Genomic DNA, 16,925 nt, shown 5'->3' on the forward strand with positions numbered 1-16,925 from the left:
ATTAACTTAACCAACTTTCCTTTATTTTTGTATAACTCTCTTGTGGATGCTCACTTTGAGTTATTGGACGACCCACTACAATGTGAGTTGAACCTAATTGTTTCGCGTCTTCTGGAGTTGTAATACGTTTTTGATCATTCACCGCTGCACCTTTAGGTCTGATACCAGGCGTCACCTTTAAAAAGTCAGAACCTAGAGACTTTGTCAGTAATTTAGCTTCTAATGGTGAACATACTACGCCATCTAATCCTGACTCCTGCGCTAATTTTGCATAATTCAACACTGCTTCTTCAATAGACGTTTGGATATTTTGTTCTTGATGTAGCATTTCTTCAGTCGTTGATGTTAATTGAGTCACTGCTATTATTTTAGTAGTTTCATTATATTTACGTAACCCTTTTACAGCATGTTTCATCATTTCAGTTCCACCAGCAGCATGCACGTTAACTAAATCAACATTTAACTTACCTAAACCCTCCATAGCTTTTTGAACTGTATTAGGAATATCGTGTAACTTAAGGTCTAAAAATATATCATGTCCACGTTCTTTTATTTTCTTAATTAAAGCTGGTCCAGTTTGATAATATAATTCCATTCCTACTTTTACAAAAAGTGGTTCATCAAATTGATCTAAAAAATCAAGAACATGATCCTCAGAATCAAAATCTAAAGCTATAATTGGTAAATCTCTCATTCATTAAACTCCTTTAAATAACTCACTTTTATTTTAAAAAGAAGCGACTTGTGCTTAAACATAAAGCAAGTTAACACATAAGTCGCTTATAATTACGGCATTACATATTTCTCATTGAAAATGTCATACTTTCAATGACATTTGTTAATGCACTTGCAGTATCTAATGAAGTTAAACATGGCACTCCGTTTTCTACAGTAGTACGTCGAATTTGGAAGCCATCTCTTTCAACTTCTTTACCTTTTGTCATTGTGTTAATAACAATTTGTACATCCCCATTTTGGATACGTGTTAATAAATCATCTTCTCCACCGATTTTACCAACAACTTCAACAGGGATATTGTGCGCTTCTAATTTTTGTGCAGTACCTTGTGTAGCTAAGATTTTATAACCTACTTCATTTAAACGGTGCGCAATATCAACGATTTCTTCTTTATCTTTATCACTTACTGTCATTAATACGGTACCATGATCTTTTACTTCTACACCACTACCTGTTAAACCTTTATATAAAGCTTTTTCAAGTGTTAAATCTTTACCCATCACTTCACCGGTAGATTTCATTTCAGGTCCAAGTGTCACGTCAACATTTTTTAATTTATTAAAACTAAATACCGGTGCTTTAACAAACACACCCTCTGAATATGGTTGAATACCTTGTTGATAGCCTAAATCTTTAAGTTTTGTGCCCATTATCGCTTGCATGGCAAGTTGTGCCATTTGAATATCAGTAATTTTACTTAAGAAAGGCACTGTACGACTTGCACGTGGGTTAACTTCTAATACATACACACCATCATGTGCAATAACGAATTGAATATTGATGAGACCCACAATGTTTAATCCTTTAGCTAATTTAATTGTATAATCTTCGAGTGTATTTATTTCTTCATCGCTCAATGTTTGTGGTGGATACACTGCAATTGAATCACCGCTATGAACACCTGCACGTTCAATGTGCTCCATAATACCCGGAATAATAACTGTTTCACCATCAGAAATTGCATCGACTTCTATTTCTTTACCTGTTAAATATCTATCCACTAATACTGGATGTTCTGGACTTGCTTTAACAGCTTGTTCCATATAGTCTTCTAATTCTGCATCACTATTTACAATTTCCATGGCACGGCCACCTAATACATAAGAAGGTCGTACAACTACTGGATAACCAATTTCACGTGCATTTTCTAATGCTTCTTTAGGAGAAGTGGCTGTTTTACCTTTAGGTTGTGGCACATCAATTTTTCTTAAAAGTGCTTCAAATTCTTTTCTATCTTCTGCACGATTTAAATCTTCTAATGATGTTCCTAAGATTTTCACACCATGTTTAGCTAATTTATCAGCTAAATTGATTGCTGTTTGACCACCAAATTGAACTACTACACCTTTAGGTTGCTCTAAATTAATGATATTCATTACATCTTCTTCAGTTAGCGGTTCAAAATATAATTTATCTGAAATTGAAAAGTCTGTTGATACTGTCTCTGGATTATTATTAACAATGATTGCTTCATATCCGGCATTTTGAATTGCCCAAACTGCATGCACTGTCGCATAATCAAACTCTACACCTTGTCCGATACGTATTGGTCCAGAACCTAATACTAAAATTTTCTCTTTATCTGTAACTATAGATTCATTTTCTGTTTCATATGTTCCGTAATAGTATGGTGTAGATGATTCAAATTCTGCTGCACACGTGTCTACCATTTTATACACAGGTTTAATATCATTATCTTGACGTAATTGATATACTTCTTCTTCAGTCATATCAAAGCGATGAGCAATCACTTTATCACTGAAACCATAATCTTTTACATATTTAAGATATTCTAAGTCTCCTGGATGCGCTTTAAGTTCATGTTCAATATGAATAATATTAAGGAATTTATTTAAGAAGAAATAATCAATTTTAGTCATTTCATGAATTTCTTGTAATGATGTGCCACGTCGAATCGCTTCACCAATAAAGAATAAACGCTCATCATCTTGATGACTAATACGTTCTTTAATGTAGTCTAAGTCATAACTTTCACCGTTTGGTAAACCAAGATGATGGACACCATATTCTAATGAACGAATCGCTTTTAATAATGATTCTTCATATGTACGACCAATAGCCATCACTTCACCAGTAGCCTTCATTTGTGTTCCTAATTCACGTTCACCTTTTTCGAATTTATCAAATGGGAAACGTGGAATTTTTGAAATGACATAATCAAGTGTTGGTTCAAACGCAGCATAAGATGTTCCAGTTATAGGATTTAGCATCTCATCTAATGTTAAACCAACCGCAATTTTAGCCGCTAATTTAGCAATTGGATAGCCTGTTGCTTTTGATGCTAGTGCAGATGAACGAGACACACGTGGATTAACTTCAATAATGTAATAATTTAATGAATATGGATCTAAAGCCAGCTGTACATTACAACCACCTTCAATACCTAAAGCACGAATCACTTTAAGCGATACATCACGTAACATTTGGTATTCAACATCTGATAGTGTCTGACTAGGAGCTACAACAACTGAATCTCCAGTATGGATACCTACTGGGTCAATATTTTCCATATTACATACTACAATGGCATTGTCATTTTTATCACGCATCACTTCATATTCAATTTCTTTATATCCTGCTATTGATTTTTCAATTAAACATTGAGTCGCTGGACTATAATGTAATCCATTACTTACAACTTCTTTTAATTCTTCATCATTATGACAGATACCACCACCAGTACCCCCCATTGTAAAGGCAGGACGTACAATTAATGGATATCCTACTTGTTCTTTGAATGCAAATGCTTGTTCTACAGTATTTACTATATCACTTTCAGGTACCGGAACATCTAATTCATTCATCAATGATCGGAATAATTCTCTATCTTCTGCTTGTTGTATAGATTCTAATTTTGTACCTAATAACTCTACATTATTTGCTTTTAATACACCGCTATCATGTAATTGTATTGCCATATTTAAACCTGTTTGTCCACCTAATGTAGGTAATAATGCATCAGGTTGTTCTTTACGAATGATACGTGCAATAAAGTCATGAGTTAAAGGTTCAATATATACTTTATCTGCAATTTCTTTATCAGTCATAATGGTTGCAGGATTTGAGTTTACTAAAATAACACGGTATCCTTCTTCTTTTAAAGCAAGACACGCTTGTGTTCCAGCATAGTCAAATTCTGCAGCTTGTCCAATAATAATAGGACCTGAACCAATTACTAAAATCGTTTTAATATCGTCACGTTTAGGCATTCGTTTTACTCTCCTTTTTATTATCTTTAAAATCTCTCATCATGTCTAAGAACTCATCAAATAAGTAATTTGAGTCACTTGGGCCTGGTCTTGCCTCTGGATGATATTGCACTGAAAAGGCTGGTAATGTTTTATGTCTTAATCCTTCAACCGTACCATCATTTAAAGCAATATGTGTCACTTCTAAATCTGTATTTTCTAATGAGTCTTTATCAATAGCATAACCGTGATTTTGACTTGTGATATCTACTTTACCTGTGCGTAAATCTTTTACAGGATGATTCGCACCACGATGTCCGAACTTCATCTTAAATGCTTTGGCACCTTGAGATAATGCAAATAACTGATGACCAAGACAAATGCCAAAGAATGGTATATTTCCTAAAACACCTTTAATCATATCTAAGGCAACATTAACTTCTTCTGGATCTCCAGGTCCATTTGAAAGCATGACACCATCTGGTGACATTGCTAATATTTCCTCTGCTGAAGTATCATAAGGTACTACAGTAACATTACATCCTCTTGAATTAAGCTCTCTAACAATATTTTGCTTTTTACCAAAGTCTAATAACACGACGCTTAAATCTGAGCCTGTTGATACATACGGTGTTTTTGTTGACACAGTAATTACCTCATCACGAGGTAATTCTGCAGTTTTTAAGTTAGCTGCAAGTGATTCAATTTCCTCTTTATTGTCAGTAAATCCTGCTTTTAATACACCATATTTTCTAATTTTTCTAGTAATACTGCGTGTATCTACCCCTGAAATACCAGGAATTTGATATTGAACAAGCACTTCATGTAATGTTTTTTGTTTTCTAAAATTACTTGGATGCGTACTTGCTTCCTTAACCACTACCCCATTTAATGTAGGTGTAAGTGATTCAAAATCGTCTCTATTAATACCATAATTTCCAATTAAAGGATAAGTAAATGTAACAATTTGACCAGTATATGATGGATCAGAAATCGTTTCTTGATATCCAGTCATCGCTGTATTAAATACAATTTCACCGATTGATAATTGATCTGACCCTAATTTATATCCTTCATAATATGAACCATCTTCAAATACGAGATATCTACGTTCAAACATTTTACTTGTCCTCCTTAAATTTAACTTCACCCTCAACCATTGTTAAAACAGGGTTACCATATACTTTATATCCTATAAATGGTGTATTATCTGCTTTAGATAAGAAGTCTTCACCACGAATTTCTCTTTCTTCATCTAAATTGATGATTGTTAAGTCTGCATAGCTGCCTTCTTCTAATTTTCCATAAGGTAAATCAAATATTTGTGCTGGTTTAATTGTTAAGTAATCAACAAGTTGTTGTAATGACCAGTCTCCATTTTTAACAAAATGAGTATATAATAATGGGAAGGCTGTTTCACTTCCTACAATACCAAATGGTGCTTTTGTCATTGGCTGAGCTTTTTCTTCTTTGGCATGAGGCGCGTGATCTGTAGCAATACAATCAATGGTACCATCTAGTAATCCTTCTAATAATGCATCTCTATCTTCTTTACTTCTTAATGGTGGATTCATTTTAAAAATGGCATTATCGCCTGGAACATCATCTTCAGTTAATAACAGATGATGTGGTGTCACTTCAGCAGTAACATGAATGCCTGCTGCTTTAGCATCACGAATTGCTCTTACACTTTCTTTTGTTGAAACGTGGCACACATGATAGTGACAATTTGCTGCTTCTGCTAATAAAACGTCTCGTGCAATTTGTACAGATTCACAAATGTTTGGAATGCCAGGAATACCTAATTCTTCACTACGTTTACCTTGATGCATTGCACCACCATAAATTAAGCTATTATCTTCACAATGAGCAACAACTGCTTTATTTAATTTTGCAGCTTGTTGCATCGCTTCATACATCATTGCTGACTCCTGAACACCTACACCATCATCTGTAAATGCAAATGCACCCTCTTTTGAAAGTGCTTCAAAATCAACATGCTCTTTACCAGCTTGACGAATTGTAATTGATGCATAAGGTAAGACACGGACTTGTGCATTTTCTTTAATTAATGATTGCAACTGATCCATGTGTTCTACTGTATCAGGTACAGGACGTGTATTAGGCATAGGACATACTGTTGTAAACCCGCCACGTGCAGCTGCTTTTGTTCCAGTTTCAATTGTTTCTTTATGTTCTCCACCTGGTTCTCTTAAATGTACATGCACATCTACTAGTCCTGGTGCTACAAACTGACCATTTGCATCAATGACTTCAGTACCTTCATCAATATTAATATTTTCATTCATTTCCTTGATATATTGTCCATCAATTAAAATTGACGTTGATTTAAGTTCACCATTGTCTAAAATTTTAGCATTTTTTATAAGTTTCATAATTATTCTCCTTTTCTTGATAAAAGTTTATCTATTACAGCCATTCTTAAATACATTCCATTTTCCATTTGTTTAAAGATTCTTGACTTAGGTGCTTCAACTAGTTCACTATCGATTTCTACGCCACGATTTACTGGAGCAGGATGCATCACTATCGCATCATCTTTTAAACGACGATACCTTTCTTTAGTTAACCCATATTGTTCATGATAATGATCAGCTTTAAAGTTTGCTTCATCAGTAATACCATGTCTTTCATGTTGAACTCTTAAAAGCATAATGATATCAACTTTATCAATCACATCATCAATATTTACATAGGGAGCATCTAATGTTTCATCTACCCATTCATTAGGACTTGAGAACATTACTTTAGCGCCAAGTGAGGTTAAACTTGTATAATTACTTCTTGCTACACGAGAATTTTTAATATCTCCACATATTAAAATATTTAATCCTTCAAACGTTTCGTATTCTTCATAAATCGTCATTATATCCAATAAGCTTTGAGTAGGATGCTGACCACTACCATCTCCAGCATTTGCAATCGGAATATTTAAATTTTCTAGTTCTTCGTAATATGCATTTTGAGGATGTCTAATGACTAATAAATTGACGCCAATACTCTCTAACGTTTTACAAGTGTCATAAAGTGATTCTCCTTTTTGTACTGAAGAAGTGCTTGTTTCAAAGTTAACTTGTTTCAATCCAAGATTAAGTTCAGCTACTTCAAAACTGCATTTTGTACGTGTTGAATTTTCAAAGAATAAGTTAGATACATATTTTCCTTCATACTGAGGGACAATTTCTTTTCCTGATTTAAAACGACTCGCTGTTTGAATAAGATTAAAAATATCGTCGTTTGTTAAATATTCCATTGAAAATAAATTTTTCATGACCTGCCTCCTAAAAGATCCTCTTTTATTTAATGTCTGATTCTTCTTTTTCTTTTGGCAAAATAAGATTTAATATGATTCCTGATAATGCTGCTAAAGCCATGCCTTCAATTTGTAGGTTCACACCAAGACTTTTTAAATTGATAAGTAAATTTCCAATACCAACTACTAGTACTACTGATGCAATAACTAAATTACGATTACTAGCAAAATCAACACGACTTTCTACCAACATTCTAAGTCCACTTGCTGCAATAATACCGAATAATAAGATAGATACACCACCCATAACTGGTGTAGGAATTGATGAAATTAATGCTGAGAACTTACCTATAAATGATAAGATAATTGCAATCACTGCTGCGCCACCAATGACATAGATACTATATATTTTTGTAATTGCGAGTACACCAATATTTTCGCCATAAGTTGTACTAGGCGGTCCTCCAATAATACTAGCGAACATTGTTGAAACACCATCACCTATAATTGAACGATGTAAACCTGGATTTTCAAAGAAATTACGTCCTACAATTTTATTAATTACCATTTGATGGCCAATATGTTCACTGACTGTTACAAATACTATAGGCAACATGACTAAAATAAGTCCGATATGTATCGATGGAACATAATCTTTAAATGGTAAATATATATCTGGAAAATCTAGCCAACTGGCTTTAGCAATTGGTTTGAAATTAACAATGCCTACAAAAATTGACACAATATAACCTACAATAATTCCTATTAACACAGGAATAAGAGAAAGGAAGCCTTTAAAGAATCCTTGAACAATAATAGTTACTAGTAAAGTTACTAATGCTACTAATAAATAGCTTAAATTGTAACCCTTCATATCTCCTGAATTCTCATACATTGCCATGTTTACTGCTGTTGGTGCGAGACTTAAACCAATGACCATAATAACTGGACCAACAACAACTGGTGGTAAAAGATGCATCAACCAACCGGTACCACTTAATTTTATGAAGATACCAATAACGATATACATTACGCCACTAGCGAATAATGCGACAAGCATATCTCCTAAACTGTGTGTACTTAACCCCGTAATAATTGGAGTAATAAATGCAAAGCTTGAACCTAAATAGGCAGGTATCTTTGCTTTAGTAATTAATATATATAGTAATGTTCCTATCCCAGATGCTAATAATGCTGCAGAAATAGGTAACCCTGTTAAAAATGGAACAAGGACAGTTGAACCAAACATTGCAAATAGATGTTGTAAGCTTAAAAACGCCCATTGTGCTGGTTTTGGTTTATCTTTTACATCTAGTACTGGTTTGACAGTACGTTTAAACATTTGCTCATTTTCCATGAAATGTTCTTCCTTTCTAAAAAAGTCTCTTTACACTATGGTAAAGAGACTAAAATAAATTAATGAAATATTATAAAAAGCTTCTTTAAGTTTTTTATAACATGACATAGGAAAAGTATTTAATTTAAGTGAGACATATCATCTATCCAATTAATAAATACATTACACGCTCACCATTAAATACTTTACCTTTTTCAGTCTCTCGTACTGGTTTAAAAGGTTAGTTATTCAATTACTACTGCATTTCTATCATCTATTTCTTCAAGATAAACAGATACTGCTTCATCTTTTGCAGTAGGTATATTCTTTCCAACAAAGTCTGCTCTAATTGGCAGTTCACGATGGCCACGATCCACAAGGGCAGCGAGGCCAATTTTTATAGGTCGAGAATGTAATAAAATTGCATCTAAAGATGCTCTAACTGTTCGTCCAGTATAAAGTACATCATCAATAATGATCACTATCTTATCTGTAACATCTTGATCAATTTCAATGGCATCTTTAGTGATAGGCTTTTTCGAGTTTTCAATATCATCTCTAAAATGAGTAATGTCAATCGTACCTGTTGGAACTACATGATGTTCAATTTGTTTAATTTTTTCTTGAATACGACGTGCTAAAAATTCGCCTCTTGTTTTAATACCTAAAAGAACAAGTTGTTCAGTTCCTTTATTATATTCTAGAATTTCATGTGCTATACGTGTAACAGTACGTTGTATAGCTGCTTCGTCCATAATAATACGTTCTGACATGATTACACCTCTTAAAAGAAAAAACCTCATGCCTTTTACAAAGACATGAGGTTTAATGTATATAAAAATATTTTATATGATTCGTCTGATAACAATCGAACAATTAAAGTTAATCATATTTATATCATTAGTCACCCTGTCTTTTGAGCCTCTCTGGACTCTTTTTAAAAGACACTGTTTTGTTTAATTTTAACTGTTATTAGCTTAAATCTTTTTAGTTCATAAGTCAATATGCTTTCTTTTAATTTACGACTTTGTTCTCTAATTTTATGATTCTCTTAATCGAATATCTTCTAATAGCGATTGAAACTCTTGAGGTAACTCAGCATGACGTTCAATATATTCATGAGTGACAGGATGTTCAAAACCAATAACTCCAGCATGTAAAGCTTGTCCACCAATATCTAATGTTTTTCTAGGACCATATTTAGGATCTCCAACAAGTGGGAACCCAATATATTTCATATGAACACGAATTTGATGAGTACGACCTGTTTCTAATTGACATTCAATTAATGTATAGTCATTGAAATGTTCTATTACATTAAAATGAGTCACTGCTTCTTTTCCATCATCAACAACATCCATAGATTGACGGTCTTTTTTGTTTCTGCCTATTGGAGCATCAATTGTTCCATAATCATGAGGGATATTACCATGTACTAAAGCTGTATACTTACGCTTTACTGTTTTATCCATAAGTTGTTCTACTAGACCACGATGTGCTATATCATTTTTAGCTACCATAAGTAAACCAGACGTATCTTTATCAATACGATGAACAATACCAGGACGTATCTCTCCATTGATACCTGATAAATCTTTAATTTGATACATTAACCCATTAACTAATGTACCTGTATAATGACCTGGTGAAGGGTGTACAACCATGCCTTTAGGTTTATAAACAATGGCTACATCTTCATCTTCATAATAAATATCTAAATTGAGGTTCTCCGGTAAAATATCGGCTTCAACCACTTCTTTTTCAGTCACTTGAATCTCATCATTTAATTTAACTTTATAATTTGATTTGATTATTTTACCATTAACAGTGACTAAATCATTTTTAATCCAATCTTGAAGTTGACTTCTAGACCACTCACTATTGAAATCAGATAATAATTTATCAATACGCTGACCTACGAGTGCTTCATCTTCTATTTTATATTCATACGTTTCCACTACGTGCCCTCCTATTCTTTTTTAGTTGCATCCTTAACCAATGCAATAATGACAAAAATAACACCAATTGTTAAGCTTGAATCTGCGATATTAAAAATTGGAAAATCATATCCAAAAATATTTGTATCAATGAAATCAACAACTTCACCATTGAATAAACGATCGATAAAGTTACCTAATGCACCAGCAAATAATAAGCTAATTGCAACTTGCATAAACGCATTATATTTAGTTTCTTTAATATAAAATATAATAAGTACAGCTAAAATAATAAGAGTAATAATATAGAAAAATCCCATTTTACCACTTAAAATCCCCCATGCTGCACCATTATTTCTATGTGATGTAATATTTAAAAAATGAGGAATCACTTCATAAGAATCACCAATGTTCATGGTTGCTGTAATTATTTTTTTAGTTAATTGGTCTATAATTAAAATCACGATGGCTACTATTAAAGATAAACCAATATAATATTTCTTTTTCATTCATGTGCCTCCATTCAGCCCTCAACTCTTTGACAACACTCTACATTATAGCCTACTACTTAGCATAAAAAAAGCTACAATCTTCTATGTCATATTTGTGTTACTTTTAGGATGAATATAATTAAATTGATCGACTTGATCAACATCTACAAAACGTGTTGTAATTTCGTAAGGTTTTCTGAAATTCATATCAGAGACTATTAAAGAGCCATCATTATTGACTTGTTCTACATAAGCAACATGTCCATGTTTTCCTTTTGGATAATGTAAAATAGAACCCTTAGTTGGATTTTCATTGACTGTATACCCTTGTTTCTTAGCCTTATTTGCCCAATGTTTAGCGTCACCCCATTGGTTACTTATTAAATGATGGTCTTCTTTTACTCGATCAAATACATAGTAAGTACATTGACCTTTAGCGTATGTGTTATATTTCATAGGATTTTTTTCCCAAAAATGAATTGTAGGTTCAGTCATATCTTGATTGTCTAGACCATCAAAAACTGCACCGGCCGTAAATATCATGCACACAAACACCATTAAAAAAATCCATTTTTTCATTTCATCACTCTACCTCTATAAAATTAAATCTAAACTGGATACCATCTGGACCTTTTATATTGATATGATGTGTTTCTGGATAATGAAAGTCAACGATAGATAAACCATAAGTATGTTCATTATCTATTCGCTTTATTTTTGAATTCCATTGATTCATTGAAAGATGACAATAATATTGTTCAGAAGCTAAATAAAACGATTCATCATCTAAATATGCAGAAGGTACTAGTCCAAAATGGTTTAAATAATATTCTCTTACTTCATTTAATCGAATGGTTTTTAAACTAATATTCCCAATTTTACTATCATTAGGTAAACCTTGCCATCCGATGGTGGATGCATATGGTAATAATGAAGAAACATCGAGCGGCTTAATATTGAGTCTAATCCATTCACTTTCTTGTTTCCAATCAGAAATCGCTTTATCAACATAAAATTTAAACATATGACCTTCTGGATCTTCGACAAAAATAAATGTACATACATTTTGTTCTCCACCATTAATTGGTAACTCATAATCATTTAACTTTTCGATTAGATCTGCCAGATGTTGTTTATTGGATAATTGAATTCCTATATAAAATAAACCAGCTTCTTGAGAAAAAGGATTTCGTCCAGACTTTATCTCTCTTAAAGTAATATAATGGTGACTGTCTCCAACTTGATATTTGACAGCGGTTAATGTCTCTTCCACTTTTTTAAACCCTAATAATTCTTCATAGAACGGTTGTAAAGTACGTAAATCTCTTACATTTAAAGTGATACCATTAATAAAATGTGCATCATTATCATGAAACATAGGACACCTCCTAAATTTTAAAATCTCTCTTTCAATTTAAAAAAGCTATGATTAATGATTATTCTATAATAAAATATTTAAAATTTTATCAGTCTTAATGCGTAATATTCAACTATTTAGACTAAAAAAGCTTTCGATAGAGAGAACTTCATTGCGTTTCCATCGAAAACTTTTAAATATATATAAAGTACATTATTTTTTAGCTAAAACTTTATTGTAGATTCTTGTACCAACACATGCACCAAACATTACACCAGTAGTCATAGCAAGATTAGTAAAAATTTTATTAACGGAATCTTGTTTATCTTTTTCATAACTAGCTAAATGATTCATATACTGTTTGAATACACCCATCACAAACTTATGTGCAATGGCTTGAGTAAACTTATAAACTCCCCATGGTAATGTTGGTTCATATCCTTGCAACGCTGCAATACCTTCGTTGGTATCTAATATACGTCTAAATTCAAATCGTGCATTACTACTGTCTTTAACCATAGCTAAATCTCCACCAACAATTTTATACACACTCATTTCATTAATAGAATCATGATTATCTCTTTTCATTTTTAAAATACATTTCCTTATTAATGGTAATTGAATATTAAATTCATGCTCATTAATGGTACCATTTACTAAATGGAGCGTGATATTATTAATAAATTCTGCATATTCTCTTGTTACATCCTGTATCGAATAACTTTCCGGAATTCTAAAACGCGTCATTGCTCTAACATCTTTAACTTCATCTCTCTTATTTTGATTTGATTTAGATTTAGATTGTTTTGTAGTTATTATTTGTTGTTCATCTTGTTTTTCTTTAAGTGCTTTTTTCACATTTTCTTTACCATTCATTTTCTCTTTAATCCAACATCGACTTAACCGAATAAGGATGGTTGGTAAGTGCAATATAAACAAACGTTTATCAAGAGTAGTCGCTATACGTTCAAATAATTCTTGATAATTCATTACCTTAGGCCTTGTAATATTAAATACTTCATTTTCTTTAGGAGAACGTTCGACTAACATAGCTAATTTATCAATAACATCATCCATAGATACTGGCGCAATCATATTGTAAGCCCAGTTCGGTAGAATCATTGCTGACAAACGCTCTATCGTTCTTTTAAAAATAGGATATGAACTACCGTTTGAATCTATAATTAACCCAGCACGTAATGTGCTTACAGGGACACCATAATATCTTAATATTTTTTCACATTCTAACCGACTTTTTAAGTGAAGTGACAAATGACTATCATTCGTGATAATACCACTCATAAATATAATGTGTTTGACCCCATGTTTTTTCGCTACGCGCCCAACATTATCAGCTAGTAGTGCATCCATATCTTCAAAATTAGCCTGTGTAAGTTTAGCACTTGTCTTCATTGAATGACCAAGATAAATCGCAGTATCTATACCTTTCATTACTTCAGTTATAGCATCTAAATCAAATAAATCTGCTGATTTCCAAGTTACATTTTTTTCATTTTTTTTATTTTGAGCATTTCTTGATATTGCGATAATCTCATGATTAACTTTTAATTTATCTTTTAAGTGACTACCAATATATCCAGAAGCCTCTGTTAGTAAAATCTTACCCATCATTTTATCTCTCTTCCTATATTACTTACGAGAAACATTCTATCACTTATTATTTGATATAACCTCATCCGTTTTTATCTAAACTTGAAACTCTATTCAGATATATTTTCAAATTATTATTATTTAATATTTATATACTTTATAAAAAAACGCTCGTAACCCTTAATTAGGTTACAAGCGTTCTATCTCTATTGAATTAAACTAAAGTTTTTACGACTTCTTGACAACGTGGACATAAATGATCAAGTTCACCAACAGATCCTAATGTTTCACTATAATTCCAACATCTTTCACATTTTTCACCTGAAGCATGTTCAATACGAATGTCACCATGTTGGTATTCATTTCCATTGTCTACTTTTTCAGTCACTTCAACTTGAGAGGCGATAAATAATTGTTGTAAGTCATTAAATTGTTGTAAAAATTCTGCAGCTTTAAAGTGATCATTGTTTCCAATCACTACTTTAGCTTCAAGAGATTTACCGATAACTTTTTCATTACGTGCTGCTTCTAATGCACGGTTTACATCATCACGTAATGACATAAATTGATTCCATTTATCTAATAATTCTTGATCAACGTCAACAACTTTTGGCATATCTGCTAAGTGAACACTTTCTTCTTTAACATGTGGTGTATGAGACCATACTTCTTCGGCAGTATGTACTAAAATAGGAGCAAGTAATTTAGTCATATCTACTAAAATTTGGTACAACACTGTTTGCATACTACGACGTTTATGTGCGTCTTTTTGTTCAATATAAAGAATATCTTTACCATAATCTAAATAGAAGTTACTTAATTCAACATTGATAAAGTTTTGAACTTCTTGATAAATATTTAAGTAATCAAAGTTATCATAGTGATTAATAGTACTAGCAGTGAATTCACGTAAGCGATTCAATAAGTAACGATCTACTTCTAATAATTCATGTTCAGGTACACTGTCTGTTTCAGGATTAAAGTCATTAATATTACCTAACATAAATCTTAAAGTATTTCTGATTTTTCTATAAACATCAGACGTTTGTTTTAAAATTTCATCTGAAATACGTACATCTGCTAAGTAGTCTGTACTACTTACCCATAATCGTGCAATATCTGCACCTTTTTGTTTTACTACTTGATTAGGAACGATAACGTTACCTAAAGATTTACTCATTTTTTTACCTTCGCCATCCATTACGAAACCATGTGACAATAAGAATTTATAAGGTGCTTGTCCTCTAGTCGCAACTGCTGTAGTAATTGAAGAGTTAAACCAACCACGATATTGGTCACTACCTTCAAAATATAAATCGGATGGGAAATGCAATTCTGGACGAGTTTCTAACACGCCTCTATGAGATGAACCAGAGTCAAACCAAACATCCATAATATCTGTTTCTTTAGTAAATTCTCCATTAGGGCTTCCAGGATGTGTGAATCCTTCAGGTAATAAATCTTTAGCTTCTCTTTCAAACCAAACATTTGAGCCATATTCTTCAAATAAATCAGCTACATGATTGACTGTTTCTTTTGTCATAATAATATCGCCATTTTCAGCGTAAAATACAGGCAATGGTACACCCCATACACGTTGACGAGAAATCACCCATTCACCACGGTCACGAATCATATTATAAATACGTGTTTTACCCCAATCCACTTTAAAATCAGTCTCTTCAATCGCATCTAAGATATCTTGTCTCACTTTATTAATTGAAGCAAACCATTGAGGTGTTGCACGGAAAATAACTGGTTTTTTAGTACGCCAATCATGCGGATAACTATGCGTAATAAAGTCTAATTTTAATAAGGCACCTTTATCAGTTAAAAGGTCTGTTACAGCTTTATTTGCTTTATCATAGAACATACCTTCAAATTGTCCGCCTTCCTCTGTGAAGACACCTTTATCATCCAAAGGACTGATGACAGGTAAATCGTATTTTTGACCTACAATATAGTCATCTTCCCCGTGACCAGGGGCAGTGTGTACACAACCAGTACCAGCATCAGTTGTTACATGACCACCATTAATGACTAATGACACTCGATCTAAGAAAGGATGTTGTGCTTCAACATACTCTAATTCTTTCCCTGTAAATTCTTTTTCCAATTGAATAGTATCTTTATCCCAGCCTAATGCTTCAGAAACACTTTCAGCTAAAGCTTCAGCAATCACGTATTTCTTACCATTTACATTATATTGACCATATTTCAAATCTGGATGAACTGTAATTGCTACGTTAGAAGGTAATGTCCAAGGTGTAGTTGTCCAGATAATAAATTGAGCATCCTCATCGATAGTACCTTTTGAATCTTTAACATCAAAGGCTACATAAATAGATGCTGAACGTTTATCGTGATATTCAATTTCAGCTTCAGCAAGTGAAGATTCACTTGATGGTGACCAATAAACAGGTTTTTTACCTTTATAAATTAATCCTTTATCAGCCATTTCACCGAACAAACGAATTTGAGCTGCTTCATATTCAGGTTTAAGAGTAATATAAGGATTATTAAAGTCCCCACGTACACCTAAACGTTTAAAATCTTGTTTTTGAAGTTCAACTTGTTCTAAAGCAAATTCTTTACATTTTTCTCTAAACTCAGCAATTGACATTTTTTTGCGATCAACGCCTTTTTTAGTCAATGCTTGTTCAATTGGTAAACCATGTGTATCCCATCCTGGAACGTAAGGTGAGTAAAATCCTTGCATCGTTTTATAACGTACAATAATATCTTTAATAATTTTATTTAATGCATGTCCCATGTGAAGATTACCATTTGCATAAGGTGGGCCATCATGCAAAATAAATGATTGATTTCCTTCATTTTTCTCTAAAGCTTTTTGATAATGATTATTTGCTTCCCATTGCTCTTGAATTTTTGGCTCTTTATTAGGTAAACCTCCTCGCATTGGAAAGTCGGTTTTTGGCATTAATAACGTTTCTTTGTAATTCATATTTTCC

Annotated in this window: 13 protein-coding genes; all 13 read right to left on the reverse strand. The window is 32.6% G+C overall.

Annotated elements, in window-relative coordinates; all coding sequences use genetic code 11:
• Nucleotide 1: 1 nt before the first annotated feature.
• The gene (pyrF, locus tag NSU06_RS07740; RefSeq protein ID WP_017174561.1) at nucleotides 2-694 is read right to left on the reverse strand and encodes an orotidine-5'-phosphate decarboxylase; all 693 of its coding nucleotides are present in this window, start codon (nucleotides 692-694) and stop codon (nucleotides 2-4) included.
• 100 nt (nucleotides 695-794) lie between these two features.
• Nucleotides 795-3,968, reverse strand: coding sequence for a carbamoyl-phosphate synthase large subunit (carB, locus tag NSU06_RS07745; RefSeq protein ID WP_340779720.1), 3,174 nt, complete (start codon nucleotides 3,966-3,968; stop codon nucleotides 795-797).
• Nucleotides 3,961-5,067, reverse strand: a complete 1,107-nt coding sequence (locus NSU06_RS07750) for a carbamoyl phosphate synthase small subunit (RefSeq protein ID WP_070813287.1) — start codon at nucleotides 5,065-5,067, stop codon at nucleotides 3,961-3,963. The genes carB and NSU06_RS07750 overlap by 8 nt, the downstream gene beginning before the upstream one ends.
• A gap of 1 nt (nucleotide 5,068) precedes the next feature.
• Nucleotides 5,069-6,343 (reverse strand): dihydroorotase, encoded by a 1,275-nt coding sequence (locus tag NSU06_RS07755; RefSeq protein WP_017174558.1) that lies wholly within the window; start codon nucleotides 6,341-6,343, stop codon nucleotides 5,069-5,071.
• A gap of 2 nt (nucleotides 6,344-6,345) precedes the next feature.
• Complete coding sequence (locus NSU06_RS07760) at nucleotides 6,346-7,239, reverse strand: aspartate carbamoyltransferase catalytic subunit (RefSeq protein WP_017174557.1); 894 nt, start codon at nucleotides 7,237-7,239, stop codon at nucleotides 6,346-6,348.
• A 25-nt stretch (nucleotides 7,240-7,264) separates the two neighbouring features.
• Entirely contained in the window at nucleotides 7,265-8,578 is a 1,314-nt protein-coding gene (locus NSU06_RS07765; protein WP_048680024.1) for a uracil-xanthine permease family protein, read from the reverse strand.
• A gap of 224 nt (nucleotides 8,579-8,802) precedes the next feature.
• On the reverse strand, nucleotides 8,803-9,330 hold the full coding sequence (gene pyrR, locus NSU06_RS07770) for a bifunctional pyr operon transcriptional regulator/uracil phosphoribosyltransferase PyrR (protein WP_017174555.1): 528 nt from the start codon (nucleotides 9,328-9,330) through the stop codon (nucleotides 8,803-8,805).
• A gap of 267 nt (nucleotides 9,331-9,597) precedes the next feature.
• Nucleotides 9,598-10,515, reverse strand: coding sequence for an RluA family pseudouridine synthase (locus tag NSU06_RS07775; RefSeq protein ID WP_017174554.1), 918 nt, complete (start codon nucleotides 10,513-10,515; stop codon nucleotides 9,598-9,600).
• Nucleotides 10,516-10,526: 11 nt separating this feature from the next.
• A complete protein-coding gene (gene lspA, locus NSU06_RS07780; RefSeq protein ID WP_002448847.1) occupies nucleotides 10,527-11,003 on the reverse strand; it encodes a signal peptidase II in 477 nt (158 codons plus the stop codon).
• An 84-nt stretch (nucleotides 11,004-11,087) separates the two neighbouring features.
• Nucleotides 11,088-11,564, reverse strand: a complete 477-nt coding sequence (locus tag NSU06_RS07785) for a CHAP domain-containing protein (RefSeq protein ID WP_025987213.1) — start codon at nucleotides 11,562-11,564, stop codon at nucleotides 11,088-11,090.
• A 4-nt stretch (nucleotides 11,565-11,568) separates the two neighbouring features.
• Nucleotides 11,569-12,363 (reverse strand): VOC family protein, encoded by a 795-nt coding sequence (locus NSU06_RS07790; RefSeq protein WP_150885411.1) that lies wholly within the window; start codon nucleotides 12,361-12,363, stop codon nucleotides 11,569-11,571.
• Nucleotides 12,364-12,555: 192 nt separating this feature from the next.
• The gene (locus NSU06_RS07795; protein WP_150885413.1) at nucleotides 12,556-13,971 is read right to left on the reverse strand and encodes an NAD(P)H-binding protein; all 1,416 of its coding nucleotides are present in this window, start codon (nucleotides 13,969-13,971) and stop codon (nucleotides 12,556-12,558) included.
• 196 nt (nucleotides 13,972-14,167) lie between these two features.
• Nucleotides 14,168-16,918, reverse strand: coding sequence for an isoleucine--tRNA ligase (gene ileS, locus NSU06_RS07800; RefSeq protein WP_070436687.1), 2,751 nt, complete (start codon nucleotides 16,916-16,918; stop codon nucleotides 14,168-14,170).
• Nucleotides 16,919-16,925: the final 7 nt, after the last annotated feature.

Source organism: Staphylococcus sp. FSL W8-1270 (genome assembly GCF_038007165.1).
Classification (GTDB): Bacteria; Bacillota; Bacilli; order Staphylococcales; family Staphylococcaceae; genus Staphylococcus; species Staphylococcus hominis.

Excerpts from the sequence above, each read along its gene's own strand:
- NSU06_RS07755 (WP_017174558.1), bottom strand. The coding sequence starts at position 6,343 with ATGAAACTTATAAAAAATGCTAAAATTTTAGACAATGGTGAACTTAAA.
- NSU06_RS07760 (WP_017174557.1), bottom strand. The coding sequence starts at position 7,239 with ATGAAAAATTTATTTTCAATGGAATATTTAACAAACGACGATATTTTT.
- NSU06_RS07750 (WP_070813287.1), bottom strand. The coding sequence starts at position 5,067 with ATGTTTGAACGTAGATATCTCGTATTTGAAGATGGTTCATATTATGAA.
- pyrF (WP_017174561.1), bottom strand. The coding sequence starts at position 694 with ATGAGAGATTTACCAATTATAGCTTTAGATTTTGATTCTGAGGATCAT.
- lspA (WP_002448847.1), bottom strand. The coding sequence starts at position 11,003 with ATGAAAAAGAAATATTATATTGGTTTATCTTTAATAGTAGCCATCGTG.
- NSU06_RS07795 (WP_150885413.1), bottom strand. The coding sequence starts at position 13,971 with ATGGGTAAGATTTTACTAACAGAGGCTTCTGGATATATTGGTAGTCAC.
- NSU06_RS07785 (WP_025987213.1), bottom strand. The coding sequence starts at position 11,564 with ATGAAAAAATGGATTTTTTTAATGGTGTTTGTGTGCATGATATTTACG.
- pyrR (WP_017174555.1), bottom strand. The coding sequence starts at position 9,330 with ATGTCAGAACGTATTATTATGGACGAAGCAGCTATACAACGTACTGTT.
- ileS (WP_070436687.1), bottom strand. The coding sequence starts at position 16,918 with ATGAATTACAAAGAAACGTTATTAATGCCAAAAACCGACTTTCCAATG.
- NSU06_RS07790 (WP_150885411.1), bottom strand. The coding sequence starts at position 12,363 with ATGTTTCATGATAATGATGCACATTTTATTAATGGTATCACTTTAAAT.
- carB (WP_340779720.1), bottom strand. The coding sequence starts at position 3,968 with ATGCCTAAACGTGACGATATTAAAACGATTTTAGTAATTGGTTCAGGT.
- NSU06_RS07765 (WP_048680024.1), bottom strand. The coding sequence starts at position 8,578 with ATGGAAAATGAGCAAATGTTTAAACGTACTGTCAAACCAGTACTAGAT.